Annotated in this window: 13 protein-coding genes; 4 read left to right on the top strand and 9 right to left on the bottom strand. The window is 71.6% G+C overall.

Annotated elements, in window-relative coordinates; all coding sequences use genetic code 11:
• Positions 1-1,824, top strand: a 1,824-nt coding sequence (locus ACIRP7_RS32955; protein ID WP_403666713.1) for a hypothetical protein, incomplete at its 5' end; no start/stop codon positions are given.
• 321 nt (positions 1,825-2,145) lie between these two features.
• On the opposite strand, the gene ACIRP7_RS32950 is transcribed toward ACIRP7_RS32955, so the two are convergent.
• Positions 2,146-2,502, bottom strand: a complete 357-nt coding sequence (locus ACIRP7_RS32950) for an iron-sulfur cluster assembly accessory protein (RefSeq protein WP_020137379.1) — start codon at positions 2,500-2,502, stop codon at positions 2,146-2,148.
• Positions 2,503-2,746: 244 nt separating this feature from the next.
• On the opposite strand from ACIRP7_RS32950, the gene nadA reads away from it, so the two are divergent.
• Positions 2,747-3,931, top strand: coding sequence for a quinolinate synthase NadA (gene nadA, locus ACIRP7_RS32945; protein ID WP_306982620.1), 1,185 nt, complete (start codon positions 2,747-2,749; stop codon positions 3,929-3,931).
• Between the two features lie 18 nt (positions 3,932-3,949).
• On the opposite strand, the gene ACIRP7_RS32940 is transcribed toward nadA, so the two are convergent.
• From ACIRP7_RS32940 to ACIRP7_RS32910, 7 genes are all read right to left on the bottom strand, one after another.
• The gene (locus tag ACIRP7_RS32940) at positions 3,950-6,178 is read right to left on the bottom strand and encodes a PQQ-binding-like beta-propeller repeat protein (protein WP_403666709.1); all 2,229 of its coding nucleotides are present in this window, start codon (positions 6,176-6,178) and stop codon (positions 3,950-3,952) included.
• A gap of 93 nt (positions 6,179-6,271) precedes the next feature.
• Entirely contained in the window at positions 6,272-7,417 is a 1,146-nt protein-coding gene (locus tag ACIRP7_RS32935) for an RNA polymerase sigma factor (RefSeq protein WP_403666706.1), read from the bottom strand.
• The gene (locus ACIRP7_RS32930) at positions 7,410-7,832 is read right to left on the bottom strand and encodes a YciI family protein (RefSeq protein ID WP_403666703.1); all 423 of its coding nucleotides are present in this window, start codon (positions 7,830-7,832) and stop codon (positions 7,410-7,412) included. Before ACIRP7_RS32930 ends, ACIRP7_RS32935 begins: the two co-directional genes overlap by 8 nt.
• Positions 7,833-7,962: 130 nt before the next feature.
• Complete coding sequence (locus tag ACIRP7_RS32925; protein ID WP_403666700.1) at positions 7,963-8,640, bottom strand: response regulator; 678 nt, start codon at positions 8,638-8,640, stop codon at positions 7,963-7,965.
• Positions 8,637-9,869, bottom strand: a complete 1,233-nt coding sequence (locus ACIRP7_RS32920) for a histidine kinase (protein ID WP_403666698.1) — start codon at positions 9,867-9,869, stop codon at positions 8,637-8,639. Before ACIRP7_RS32920 ends, ACIRP7_RS32925 begins: the two co-directional genes overlap by 4 nt.
• 390 nt (positions 9,870-10,259) lie before the next feature.
• The gene (locus ACIRP7_RS32915; RefSeq protein WP_403666696.1) at positions 10,260-10,538 is read right to left on the bottom strand and encodes a hypothetical protein; all 279 of its coding nucleotides are present in this window, start codon (positions 10,536-10,538) and stop codon (positions 10,260-10,262) included.
• Positions 10,539-10,560: 22 nt separating this feature from the next.
• On the bottom strand, positions 10,561-11,340 hold the full coding sequence (locus ACIRP7_RS32910; protein ID WP_403666693.1) for a PspA/IM30 family protein: 780 nt from the start codon (positions 11,338-11,340) through the stop codon (positions 10,561-10,563).
• A 215-nt stretch (positions 11,341-11,555) separates the two neighbouring features.
• Here ACIRP7_RS32910 and ACIRP7_RS32905 point away from each other — a divergent pair, with 215 nt between their 5' ends.
• Together ACIRP7_RS32905 and ACIRP7_RS32900 are read left to right on the top strand one after the other, a co-directional pair.
• Complete coding sequence (locus ACIRP7_RS32905; RefSeq protein WP_403666690.1) at positions 11,556-12,233, top strand: DUF3043 domain-containing protein; 678 nt, start codon at positions 11,556-11,558, stop codon at positions 12,231-12,233.
• 83 nt (positions 12,234-12,316) lie between these two features.
• Positions 12,317-13,018 carry a methyltransferase domain-containing protein gene (locus tag ACIRP7_RS32900; RefSeq protein ID WP_403666688.1) on the top strand — a complete coding sequence of 234 codons (702 nt, stop codon included), beginning with the start codon at positions 12,317-12,319 and terminating at the stop codon, positions 13,016-13,018.
• 76 nt (positions 13,019-13,094) lie between these two features.
• Here the strand turns inward: ACIRP7_RS32900 and ACIRP7_RS32895 are convergent, their stop codons facing one another.
• Positions 13,095-13,310, bottom strand: a complete 216-nt coding sequence (locus ACIRP7_RS32895; RefSeq protein WP_020115856.1) for a hypothetical protein — start codon at positions 13,308-13,310, stop codon at positions 13,095-13,097.
• Positions 13,311-13,440: the final 130 nt, after the last annotated feature.

Genomic DNA, 13,440 nt, shown 5'->3' with positions numbered 1-13,440 from the left:
CCGCCGGAGGACGAGGACGCCGGAGGTGTCGCCGACGCCGACTCGGACGACTCCCCGGGCTCCGACAGCGAAGCCACCGCTGCCGCTGCCACCGAGTCCGAGGCCGGTCACAGTGGTGGAACCGAGGGCACGGAGAACGCCGGAGGTGCCGCCGCGGACCCGCCGGAGGACGAGGACGCCGGAGGTGTCGCCGACGCCGACTCGGACGACTCCCCGGGCTCCGACAGCGAAGCCACCGCTGCCGCTGCCACCGAGCCGGAGGGCTCCGCAGACGCCCGCCCCTCCCTCGGCACCGGTGCCGATGCCGATGTCACCGGCGCTGCCTCCCCCGCCGCTCTCCCCGACTCCGAGATCCCCCGGGACGGGGACGCCGGGGCGCCTCGGATGGCTCGGCATCGGTCACCCGTCGCCATTGCCGCCGTAGCCGCTGCCGTGTTGCTGGTGGGGGGCGGTGGGGCGTACCTCGCCGCCGGTACCTCCGGGGGGTCCGGCGGTGGCGCGGCCTCCGGCGCGGCCGGTGACGGCACTCCGCCGCCTCTCGCGCTCGACGGCTACAGCGCGGGCGGTGGGGCGGGGAACGGGATCGCGCCGGGGGAGCCGAATCCGTACGGCGTGACCTATCGCGTCGACGGCAGCCTACCTCAGGGGCCCGGCTCGGCGCCCGTCTACCGGGTCCAGGGGCAGGTCACCGAGGACGACGTGACGCGGCTCGCCGAGGCGCTCGGGGTCGACGGGACGCCGGTGGCGCAGGGGCAGGTCTGGCGGATCGGGGCCAGGGACGGTTCGGGGCCGAGTCTCCAGGTGAACCGGCAGGCGCCGGGCGCGTGGACCTTCCAGCGCTACTCCCCCGTCATCGACGACTGCCGGAGCGCCACGGTGTGCGGGGCGCCCACCGGCCGTCCGGTGAGCGAGGCGGTCGCGGAGAAGGCCGCCGCGCCAGTGCTGAAGGCGGTGGGCCAGGGCACCGCGAAGCTGGATGCGAGTCAGGTCATGGGCGCCCAGCGGACCGTGAACGCCGACCCGGTCGTCGGCGGGCTGCCCACGTACGGCTGGGCGACCGGCGTCACCGTGAACGGGCAGGGTGAAGTGGTCGGCGGCACCGGCCAGTTGAAGGCGCCGGTCAAGAGCGACACGTACCCCGTGCTGAGCGCCGAGAAGACGCTGGGGCTGCTGAACAAGGTGCCCGTGTCCGGCCACCGCATGGGCATCGGTGGCTGCGCCAGTCCCGTACCGCTCGAGGACCGGCAGGAGGCGCCCTGCGGGGAGTCGACGGCGAGCCCCGCGAACAGCACGCTCAGCGTCGAGAAGGCGGTGTTCGGGCTGGCGTCGCACTTCGTGGGGGGTCGGCAGGCGCTGGTGCCGTCCTGGCTGTTCGAGGTGCGGGCGCCGGGGGCGAAGGACGCCTTCACGGTGACGTATCCGGCGGTCGACCCGGCGTACATCACCTCCCCGGCGACGGCGACGCCGACCACGCCCGCCTCGCCCACCGCACCCTCCGACCGGCCCACCTCCGCGCCGAAGACGCGGGACGTCCAGGTGGACGGCTACACCGCCGAGGGCAATGAGCTGACCGTGAGCTTCACGGGCGGGGTGTGCGGGGACTACGCGGCGACGGCGAGCGAGAGCGCGGACGAGGTGAAGGTCACGGTGACCGAGACGCCGTGGCAGGGCAAGGTCTGCATCATGATCGCCAAGGAGATGCAGAAGACCGTGCCGCTCGACGAGCCGCTCGGTGCCCGCAAGGTCGTGGGCTCGGACGGCAAGGAGATCCCGCTGAAGAAGGCGGGCGCACGACTGCCGGAGACCTCCGGGGCGGCCCGGTAGACCTGCGGCGACAGAAGGCGCAGGAGAGCGATCCCAGGGGCAGATCACCAAGGACGGCGTGGAGCAGCCCGCCGAGTTGCTCGGTGTCGACGGGACGCCTGGGGCGCCGATGCGCGAAGGCGGCGGCCGCCCCGCGGAGGGGGGCCGCCGCCTTGCCTCCGCAGGCGCAGGAGCCGGTCGCGTTCGGGTCGTCGAGAGAACCCAGGGGCAGACGAGTTGCTCGGGGTCGACGGGACACCGGTGGCGCGGATATGCGAAGGCGGCGGCCCCGTCGGAGGGGGCCGCCGCCTTCTGTCGCTCTGGGCCGGTGCGAACCGCGGGTCAGCTGAAGGAGTCGCCGCAGGCGCAGGAGCCGGTCGCGTTCGGGTTGTCGATCGTGAAGCCCTGCTTCTCGATGGTGTCCACGAAGTCGATGGACGCGCCGCCCAGGTACGGGGCGCTCATGCGGTCGGTGACGACCTTGACGCCGCCGAAGTCCTTGACGACATCGCCGTCGAGCGAACGCTCGTCGAAGAAGAGCTGGTAACGCAGGCCGGAGCAGCCGCCGGGCTGAACGGCGACGCGCAGGGCCAGGTCGTCACGGCCTTCCTGGTCGAGCAGGGCCTTGACCTTCGCCGCGGCGGCGTCGGACAGGATGATGCCGTCGGTGACGGTGCCGGTCTCGTCCGATACGGACATCTACATCTCTCCCGGGTTGTACGGAGACTGCTTGCCGACTGGTGCAACCGGCAAGGCCGCGGATTCATTCCGGGCCGGACGCCGGTTTTTCCGGCGCCTCCTTCATGCTCGCACATGCCGTGCCGGGCGGAAAACGACTCTTCGGGATTCACGTCACATCGACGCAATGACCATCGTCAAAGTGACGTGAACCGGGTTATGATAGATAACGTCAGTTCGACGAAAAGTAGAAAGGGTGCGTGTCGTGACCACCGCCCAGACCACGGAGCTCGACGTACAGCCGACTCCGCTCGCCCTGTTGCTGCTCGGCCGCGAGGCCGACCCGAGGAGCGAGCGGGGCGTCGAGTGTCCCGGCGATCTGCCCTCGCCCTCCGATCCCGACCTGGTCGAGCGCGCCCGCGCGGCCAAGGAGAAGCTCGGCGACAAGGTGTTCGTGCTCGGCCACCACTACCAGCGTGACGAGGTCATCCAGTTCGCCGACGTCACGGGCGACTCCTTCAAGCTGGCCCGCGACGCGGCCGCCCGCCCGGAGGCCGAGTACATCGTGTTCTGCGGTGTGCACTTCATGGCCGAGTCCGCGGACATCCTCACGTCCGACGACCAGAAGGTGGTCCTGCCCGACCTCGCCGCCGGCTGCTCCATGGCCGACATGGCCACGGCCGAGCAGGTCGCCGAGTGCTGGGACGTCCTCACCGACGCCGGCATAGCCGAGCAGGTCGTACCGGTGTCGTACATGAACTCCTCCGCGGACATCAAGGCGTTCACGGGCAAGCACGGCGGCACCATCTGCACGTCGTCCAACGCCAAGAAGGCTCTGGAGTGGGCCTTCGAGCAGGGCGAGAAGGTGCTGTTCCTGCCCGACCAGCACCTCGGCCGCAACACCGCCGTGCGGGACATGGGGATGACCCTGGAGGACTGCGTTCTCTACAACCCGCACAAGCCGAACGGCGGCCTGACCGCCGAGCAGCTGCGGGACGCGAAGATGATCCTGTGGCGCGGGCACTGCTCGGTCCACGGCCGCTTCTCGCTGGAGTCCGTGGAGGACGTCCGCGCCCGCATCCCCGGGGTGAACGTCCTCGTCCACCCCGAGTGCAAGCACGAGGTCGTGGCCGCGGCGGACTACGTCGGCTCGACCGAGTACATCATCAAGGCGCTGGAGGCCGCCCCGGCCGGCTCGAAGTGGGCCATCGGCACGGAGCTCAATCTCGTACGACGCCTCGCGAACCGTTTCGCCCCCGAGGGCAAGGAGATCGTCTTCCTCGACAAGACGGTCTGCTTCTGCTCGACCATGAACCGCATCGACCTGCCCCACCTCGTCTGGACCCTGGAGTCCCTGGCCGAGGGCAAGCTCGTCAACCGGATCGAGGTCGACAAGGAGACCGAGGCGTTCGCGAAGCTGGCGCTGGAGCGGATGCTGGCGCTGCCGTAGCCCCCTCGCCAGAAGCGCTCACCCCGATGCGGAGGTCCGCTCGGGGTGGGCGGGGTCGAGGGTGAAGATGTCGCCGGCCGGGGTGGTGACGACCAGGGCGCCCTTGTTGAGCAGCACCTTGGGCAGCCGCTCGTTCAGTGCGTTCACCCACTTGGCACGCGGCAGCGTCTCCCACAGCAGTGTGCCCTTCCTGGCATCCAGGGCCGCGACCCGGCCGTTGGCGCTGGACGCGTAGACCACGTGGGCGCCCGGGGCGGAGGTGACACCGCCCGGCTGCTCCAAGCTCGTCGGGGTCTGCCACAGCTGCTTGCCGGTGCGGACCGACACGGCGGTCACCCGGCCGGAGGTGCCGGTGAACCACAGCATGCCGTCCGCCGACGCCACAGTGCCCTCGAACTCCTTCGCCAGTTCCGTCGTCCTGGCGGCGCCGGTGTCCGGGTCGACCAGCCGGATACGGGAGAAGGGGCCCCTTTCGTCGGAGGCCAGGTGCCCTGCCTCGAGGTAGAGCAGGCGGCCGTCGTAGGTGCCGACGAGGGTCGCGTGACTGGGCACCGTCAGGCGCCGCACCGAGCCGTCGGAACGGTCGAAACCCAGGACCAGCGTGTCCTTGCCGGCCGTCATGGCGGGTACACACTCCAGGTAGAGGCCCTCGTTCGAGCGCGCCGGGTCGCACTGCATCCCCGCCGGAAGCGGCGCCTTCCAGCGCTCGGCGCCGGTGCGCGCCGAACGTGCGGTCACCGATCCGCGCTCCATGTCCGGGACGAGCAGAAGGTCGCCCGAGAGGTACGGGTGGCTCGACTCGGAGTCCACCGTGCGGCGCCACAGCCGTTCCCCTGTCCCGGTGTCGAGGGCGATGACCGAGATCACGAGATCCCCGCCCTCGGGTTGGTAACGCTGCTGGACCAGCATGACGTCGTCCGCGACCCCGAGGAGCGAGAAGACGTACGACCTCTTCCTCATGACGGACGGCACCCCGTCGGCACGCCAGTCGACCCGTCCGGTGGGACCGTCGAGGCGCACGGGCAGCACCGCGTCGCCCGCGCAGTAGACGGAACCCTCGTGCATCTGGCACTGCGGGCCGCTGTCCAGACCTCCCTCCAGGAGGGTGATCCCCTTCTTCAGGCCCCGGTCGGCGGGGGCGTACACCGTCGTCTGCCAGGGCTGCCAGCCGCTGGGCAACGCCGTCCAGCGAGAGACGGCGGTCTGCGCACCGGCCGTGCCTGCCTCGCCGTCGCCGCCCGTCCCTCCCGGTCCGGTCAGCAGATACGCCGTCAGCCCGAGAGCCACCACGCCGATCGTGGCGGTTGCCGCCCACAGCGGGCGCAGCCGACGATTTCGGCGGCCCGGCGACGTGGCCGACCTCGGGTCCGGGGCCCCGGTGGCGGATGGGTCCGGCAGGTCCCCGCGCAGCCTCACCGTCTCCAGGCCCTCCATTGCCTCCTCGGGCAACACCCTCGCGAGCTCCCGGGCCACGTCGTCAAGTCCGGGCCGGTCCGCGGCGTCCTTGGCCAGACAGCTCTCCAGGACCGTCCGCAGCTGCGGTCGTACGCCGTCCAGAACCGGTTCGTCGTGCACCACCTGGTACGCCGTGAGGTAGGGGCTGTCCGCGTCGAACGGCCCCCGGCCGGTGAGGGTGTACACCAGCAGCGCGGCGAGCCCGAAGACGTCGGAGGCCGGGCCGACCGTGCGGGCGTCGGTGAGCTGTTCCGGGGACATGAAGGGCGGGGTGCCGATCATCTGGCCGGTCTCGGTCAGCGGATTGTTCTCCGCCGCCCGCGAGATGCCGAAGTCGATGACGCGGGGGCCGTCGTCGGCCATCAGGACGTTGGCGGGCTTGAGGTCGCGGTGCACGACACCGGCGCGGTGGATGTCCCGCAGCGCCTCAACCAACCCCAGGGCCAGGCGCCGCAGTTCGGTCTCCCGCAGCGGGCCGAGCTCGGAGATCCGGTCGGCGAGCGAACGGCCGGGGACGTACTGGGTCGCCATCCACGGCCGTGCCGCCTCCGGGTCGGCGTCCACCACCGGGGCGGTGAAGGCGCCGCTCACCTTGCGGACGGCGTCGATCTCCTGGCGGAAACGGGTGCGGAAGACGGGGTCCTCGGCGTACTGGGCGTGCACGACCTTCACCGCGACCTCGCGCCCGGAGCGGGATCTGCCCCGGTAGACGATGCCCATTCCCCCGGACCCGAGCCTGTCGACCAGCTTGTATCCGCCGACCGATTTCGGGTCGTCCTTGTGCAGCGGCATGCCCGCATCCCCTTCCCCCGTGCGGCAGTCCGAGGGCCCAGCATATGTAAGGGGGCGGCCGGCCCCTGCCTCGGCGGGGTCCCGGGCGCCCCGTCAGTTCCGCGGACGGGAGTTGAGCCGGGCCGCCTGGCGGGTCAGGTAGTCGCGTTCAGCGAGGTTGGGGGCCTTGTGGGCGGCCTCGGCGTACAGGCGGGCCGCGGTCGGCAGGTCGCCGGCGCGTTCGTGGAGATAGGCCGCGGCCGCGGTGTGGCGGGGCAGTGAGTCCTCGACCGCCGCCAGGGCGGCCAGGCCCGCGCGGGGGCCGTCCGCCTCGCCCACGGCGACCGCCCGGTTGAGGCGGACGACGGGGCTGTCGGTGAGGCGGGCGAGCTCGTCGTACCACTCGACGATCTGCACCCAGTCGGTCTCCTCGGCGGTGGGCGCGTCGGCGTGCAGGGCGGCGATGGCGGCCTGGGCCTGGAACTCGCCGAGGCGGTCACGGGCAAGGGCCGTCTGGAGGATACGGACGCCCTCGGCGATCGCCGCGGTGTCCCAGCGGGCGCGGTCCTGCTCGGCGAGCGGCACCAGGCTGCCGTCGGGGGCGGTGCGGGAGGCGCGGCGGGCGTGGTGGAGCAGCATCAGGGCGAGCAGCCCCGCGACCTCGGGGTGGTCGATGGCGGCGGCGAGCTGCCGGGTGAGCCGGATGGCCTCGGCGGCGAGGTCGACATCGCCGGAGTAGCCCTCGTTGAAGACGAGGTAGAGGACGCGCAGCACGGTGGCGACATCGCCGGGCTGGTCGAAGCGGACACCGGACACGGTCCGCTTGGCCCGGCTGATGCGCTGCGCCATGGTCGCCTCGGGCACGAGGTAGGCCTGGGCGACCTGGCGGGTGGTGAGTCCGCCGACGGCGCGCAGGGTGAGGGCGACGGCGGAGGACGGGGTGAGCGAGGGGTGGGCGCACAGGAAGTACAGCTGGAGGGTGTCGTCCACGGAGGGCGTGGGGCCGGGCACCGGTTCCTCGTCGATACGGCCCTCCCGCCGGCGGCGGGCGGTGTCCGAGCGGGTCGCGTCGAGGAACTTGCGCCAGGCCACGGTGACCAGCCAGCCCTTGGTGTCCCGCGGCGGGTCGTCGGGCCAGACCCGCACGGCCTCGACGAGCGCGTCCTGGACGGCGTCCTCGGCCGCCGCGAAGTCGGCTCCGCGGCGGACGAGGACGGTGAGCACGCTCGGTGTGAGGCTTCTGAGCAGCGCCTCATCCACCGGGGTGGCACTCCGGGTCGGTGGGGGAGGCCGCGTAGAACGGGCGCAGCTCCAGCCACTCGTGGATCGGCTTTCCGCCGGCGCCGGGGGCGGCCGACAGTTCCCCGGCCAGTTCGAGGGCCCGCTCGTAGCTGTCGACGTCGATCACCATCCAGCCGGCGATGAGGTCCTTGGTCTCGGCGAACGGCCCGTCGGTGACGGGCGGGCGCCCCTCGCCGTCGTACCGCACCCAGGTCCCCTCGGGAGCGAGCGCCTGCCCGTCGACGTACTCCCCGGTCTTCACCAGCCCGTCCGCGAAGTCCCGCATGTACTGCACGTGCGCCGAGATCTCCTCGGGCGTCCACCTTTCCATGGGCACGTCGTTGGCCGGAGCCGGAGCGCCACGGTAGTGCTTCAGCAGCAGGTACTTGGCCATGGTGTCTCTCCTCGGTCCCGATGCGACCCATTCTGGTCGCTCTCATCACGGGGACGGAGCGGGGCGCGGATTCTCGACATCACCGAGAGAATTACTTTCCAGTCCTCGTGTTCAGGTGAGTGGACCGGGGTTATTCCACCCTCGGCCGTACCAGCCCCGACTCGTAGGCGATCACCACGAGCTGGGCCCGGTCCCGGGCGCCCAGCTTGGCCATGGCCCGGTTGACGTGGGTCTTGACGGTGAGCGGGCTGACCTCCAGGCGCTCGGCGATCTCGTCGTTGGAGTGGCCGCCGGCGACCTGGACGAGGACCTCGCGCTCGCGGACAGTGAGGGCGGCGAGGCGTTCGGAGCGCACCGGGTCGTTGTCGTCCGCGTCGCCCTGGGCGAGGAAGCGGGCGATCAGGCCCTTGGTGGCGGCCGGGGACAGCAGGGCCTCGCCGCCGGCGGCGACCCGGATGGCGCTGAGGAGTTCCTCGGGTTCGCTGCCCTTGCCGAGGAAGCCGGAGGCACCCGCGCGCAGGGACTGCACGACGTAGTCGTCGACCTCGAAGGTGGTCAGGATGACCACGCGGACGTGGGCGAGGGAGGGATCCTCGCTGATCATGCGGGTGGCGGCGAGGCCGTCCGTGCCGGGCATCCGGATGTCCATGAGGACGACGTCGGCGCGCTCCTGCCGGGTCAGCCGAACCGCCTCGGCGCCGTCGAACGCCTCGCCGACCACCTCCATGTCCGGCTCCGAGTCGACGAGCACACGGAACGCGCTGCGCAGCAGTGCCTGGTCGTCGGCGAGCAGGACACGGATCGTCATACGGGCTCCCCTGGTTCGTCCCTCGCCGCGGCGCGGGTCTTGACCGGCAGGATCGCATGGACGCGGAAGCCGCCTCCGTAGCGGGGACCGGTGGTGAGGGTGCCGCGCAGGGCGGTGACGCGCTCGCGCATGCCGAGCAGGCCGTGGCCGCCGCCGTTGTCGGGATCGTCGTCCTCGCCGGCGCCGTTGTCGAGGACGGTGATCTCCACGTTGGGTCCGACGCGTACGACGCTGACCTCGGCCTTGGCCTGTGTGCCGGCGTGCTTCTGGACGTTGGTGAGGGCTTCCTGGATGACCCGGTAGGCGGCCAGGTCGACGGCGGCGGGGAGGGTGGTGCCGTGGTCGGCGCGGGCGACCTCGACGTGGAGGCCCGCGCTGCGGAAGGTGCCGACGAGTTCGTCGAGGCGGGCGAGGCCGGGGGCGGGTTCGGTGGGGGCCTCGGGGTCGCCGGACTGCCTCAGCAGGCCGACGGTGGCGCGGAGTTCGTTGAGGGCGGAGCGGCTGGCCTCGCGGACGTGGGCGAGGGCTTCCTTGGCCTGGTCGGGGCGCTTGTCCATGACGTGCGCGGCGACTCCGGCCTGGACGTTGACCAGGGCGATGTGGTGGGCGACGACGTCGTGGAGGTCGCGGGCGATGCGCAGGCGCTCCTCGGCGACCCTTCGGCGGGCCTCTTCCTCACGGGTGCGTTCGGCCTTCTCGGCGCGCTCCCGGATGGCCTGGACGAAGGCGCGGCGGCTGCGGACGGCGTCGCCGGCGGTGGCTCCGATGCCGGTCCAGGCGAAGATGCCGAGGTTCTCCTGGGCGTACCAGGGCAGGGGTCCGGCGAGCATCGCGGCACCGGTGAGCACGGTCATCGTGAGCAGGCCGGCCCGCAAGGTGGTGGGGCGGTCGGTGGTGGAGGCGACCGTGAACAGGGCGATGACGGCGGCCATGGCGACGGGGGCGCGGGGGTCGCCGGTGACGCACTCGATGATGGAGGCAGTGCCGGTGAGGGCGAGGACGGTGAGGGGGGCGCGGCGGCGGAAGACCAGAGCGAGGGCACCGAGGGCCATGAGGACGAGGCTGAGCGGCTCGGGGGTGCGGATGCTCCAGCTGACGGCGTCCTTGTCATGGGGCTCGACGAAGGAACCGGCCACCATGCAGGCGAGGACGCCCGCCGCCAGGACGGCGTCCAGGGCCAGAGGGTGCGCCTTGAGGTGGTGCCGGGCGCGATCGACGGTGCGGCTCACTCCTGAACAGTACGGGGACCCTGCCGGGGGCGGAACGGGGGTCAGCAGTACGTTTCCGGCTCCGCGGGCGGGCGGTGTGCTGGTCAGCAGACGCCGGGCTGAAGCGGGGGGTGCCTGGGGCACGGCCGGGGCGTCCTTGACGCCGGTACAGCCAGTGGTGCGGCAGGGGCGAAGGTACGAGCGGACGTCGGTGGCTCGGTGGCTGGGGCACATCGACGTGTGAAGTGCGGCGGCTGAAGGGGCCCGGCCCGTATCGAGTAGACACGGCTCGCCGGCGGCTCGAGGCGTCAAGCCTCGGGGCATCACGCCTCGCGCTTCGTGAGGAAGCGGTCGGCGCGGGACTGCACGGGGCGGAGTCGGTCGTACGGGCCGGTGTTCGGCGGGGTGGTCTCAGCCCGGGATCAGGCCGTCGTCGCTGAGCAGGTCCCGGACTTCCTCCAGGGTCGCGTCCGCGGACGGAAGGATCAGATCCGAGGGCTCCAGGGAGTCGTCCGGGAGCGGATCGCCCAGCTCCCTGACCCTGGTGAGGAGGGCTTGGAGGGTGCGGCGGAAGCCCGGGCCGTCGCCGTTCTCCATCTCGGCCAACAGCTCGTCGTCCAGCTTGTTCAGGTCGGCGAGGTGGCTCTCGGCCAGCCTCACCTGCCCCTCCCCCATGATCCGTACGATCATGTCGCCCTCCTCGGCGTGGGACCTACTGCTTGTCGAAGCGTGGAGTGTCCTGCGGCTGCTGGGACTGCGACTGGCCGGTGCCGCCCTCGATGGCCTGCTGCGACGACGAGCCTCCCGCCAGCTCCGCCTTCATGCGCTGCAGTTCCAGCTCTACATCCGTACCACCGGAGAGCCGGTCCAGCTCGGCCTGGAGGTCGTCCTTGTGCATGCCGGACTGGTCGTCGAGGACACCCGAGGCGAGGAGTTCGTCGATGGCACCCGCCCGGGCCTGGAGCTGTGCCGTCTTGTCCTCGGCGCGCTGAATTGCCAGGCCCACGTCGCCCATCTCCTCGGAGATGCCGGAGAAGGCCTCGCCGATCCGGGTCTGTGCCTGGGCCGCGGTGTACGTCGCCTTGATGGTCTCCTTCTTCGTCCGGAAGGCGTCCACCTTGGCCTGGAGGCGCTGGGCCGCAAGGGTGAGCTTCTCCTCCTCGCCCTGGAGCGTCGCGTGCTGGGTCTCCAGGTCGGTCACCTGCTGCTGGAGCGCGGCACGGCGGGACAGCGCCTCACGGGCGAGGTCCTCACGGCCGAGCGCGAGCGCCTTGCGACCCTGGTCCTCCAACTTGGAGGACTGCGACTGCAGCTGGTTCAGCTGGAGTTCCAGGCGCTTGCGGGAGGTGGCCACGTCGGCCACGCCCCGGCGCACCTTCTGCAGCAGCTCCAGCTGTTTCTGGTACGAGTAATCGAGGGTTTCGCGCGGGTCCTCGGCCCGGTCAAGGGCCTTGTTCGCCTTCGCGCGGAAGATCATCCCCATACGCTTCATGACACCGCTCATGGGCTTCGCGCGCCCCCTTCTGACGGACTTCCAGCTCAGCTCTGCGACAAGACCCACAGTACGGGCCCTGCATCCATTGACGCACTGTTCCGGGACGGATGCGCTCATCCCCAAGGACGACTGACCAATCCCTTGCTCCGGCGTAAGGAGTAGGTGACCTTCAGGGTGAGCAACGGTCCCGGACGTCCCCTCTGTCCCCCTGCATGACGACTGGCGTTGCCGGATCGTTCCCCACCGGGCTGGGGTCCAACCCCGGACACCCCTTACCCTTGGGTTTTGTGTTCCGTAGCCGTGCCACCAAGGAAGAGAAGGCCGCCGTCGCCGACAAGGCGCAGCTGACCGACTCCAAGCAGCCCCGCGACCCGCAGGCCCCCAAGGGCCGGCCCACGCCCAAGCGCAATGAGGCCCAGTCCCAGCGCCGCAGCGTCGCCAACACCTCGCTCACCCGCAAGGACGCCGCCAAGCGTCAGCGTGAGGAGCGCCGCAGCGCGCTGGAGAGGCAGCGCCAGGCGCTGGCCGGCGGTGACGAGCGGTATCTGCCCGCGCGGGACAAGGGCCCGGTGCGCAAGTTCGCCCGCGACACCATCGACGCGCGGTTCAACGTGGCGGAGTTCTTCCTGCCGATGGCCGTGGTCATCCTGGTGCTGAGCGTGGTGCGGGTGGGCGCGCTGCAGAGCATCGCGCTGCTGCTGTGGCTCGTCGTGATCGTGCTCATCCTGCTGGACTCGGTCCTCACGGCTTTCCGTCTGAAGAAGCGGCTCGCCGAGCGCTTCCCGGACCACAACCGCAAGGGCGCGGTCGCCTACGCCCTGATGCGCTCCCTCCAGATGCGTCGCCTCAGGCTGCCGAAGCCGCAGGTCAAGCGCGGAGAGCGGCCCTGAGTACGACGTCTTTCTCCGGGGGCGCGGCCGATGCCTGGCTGGACAAGCTGGGCGGCCTGCGAAATGTCGTACGACAGGAGCTGGTGGCCCGGCAGCTCGATGAGCAGATAGTGGGGCGGTACCCGGTCGGACAGCGGCTGCGGGTGCTCGACGTGGGGATGGGCCAGGGCACGCAGTCGCTGCGGCTGGCCCGGGCCGGGCATCAGGTGACCGGCCTCGAGCGGGACTCCACCATGGTCGCGGCGGCCCGGGAGGCCCTGTCCGCCGAGCCCGAGGGCATCCGGGAGCGGATGCGGATCATCGAGGGCGACGGCCGGGACACCGGGGTGCACTTCCTGCCGGGCAGCTTCGACGTGGTGCTGTGCCACGGTGTGCTCATGTACGTCGAGGAGCCGGACCCGCTGCTTGCCGGGCTGGCGCGGATGCTGGCACCGGGCGGGCTGCTGTCGCTGCTCGTGCGCAACGCCGACGCGCTGGCGATGCGGCCGGGGCTGGCCGGGGACTGGGCCGGCGCGCTGGGCGCCTTCGACACCACCGCGTACCGCAACCGGCTCGGACTCGACGTGCGGGCCGACCGGCTGAGCACGCTGACCGCGACGCTCGCCGGCATCGGGGCGCCGCTCCAGGTCTGGTACGGGGTACGGGTGTTCACGGACACGGCGGCGGACGACACCGGGACACCGGCCGACGTGGAGGCACTGCTGGCCTGCGAGGAGCGGGCCGGGCGCACGGACCCGTACCGCGGGGTCGCCGCGCTGCTGCATCTGTGCGGGGTGCGGGGCTGAGCGTTCGGTGACGCTGGGTGAGCAGTAGCGCGGTGCTGGGCGAGGGTGGTGCCGCTGCGTCCCTCGCCCAGCCCGGTCACGCTTCCTCTGCCGCCTTCAGGCTCATCGGGCCGTAGATCTCCGTGGCGTCCTCGAACAGCCGCACCTGTTCCGCGCCGCCGGCGAGCAGGGGCTTCCAGTACTCGCCGAGCCAGGACTCGGCGTCGCCCTGGGTGGTGAACTCCTCCGGCTCTACGGCGGGCTGGGTCTCCGCGCCGTCGGCCTTCTCGAATCGCCAGGTCCATGTCGCCATGTGAGCCTCCCGTGTTTGATCCGTTACGAAGAGCACCCTAAGCGGTGCGTCGTCGGCTGCGGGCCGGTGGGGGCGCACGCCCCGCGACCCAGCCGCGTATCGACACGGCCCCGCGCCCCTTGAATGCGCC

This window comes from Streptomyces sp. NPDC102270 (genome assembly GCF_044766405.1).
Classification (GTDB): domain Bacteria; phylum Actinomycetota; class Actinomycetes; order Streptomycetales; family Streptomycetaceae; genus Streptomyces.
This window is presented reverse-complemented; position numbering and strand designations above follow the sequence as displayed.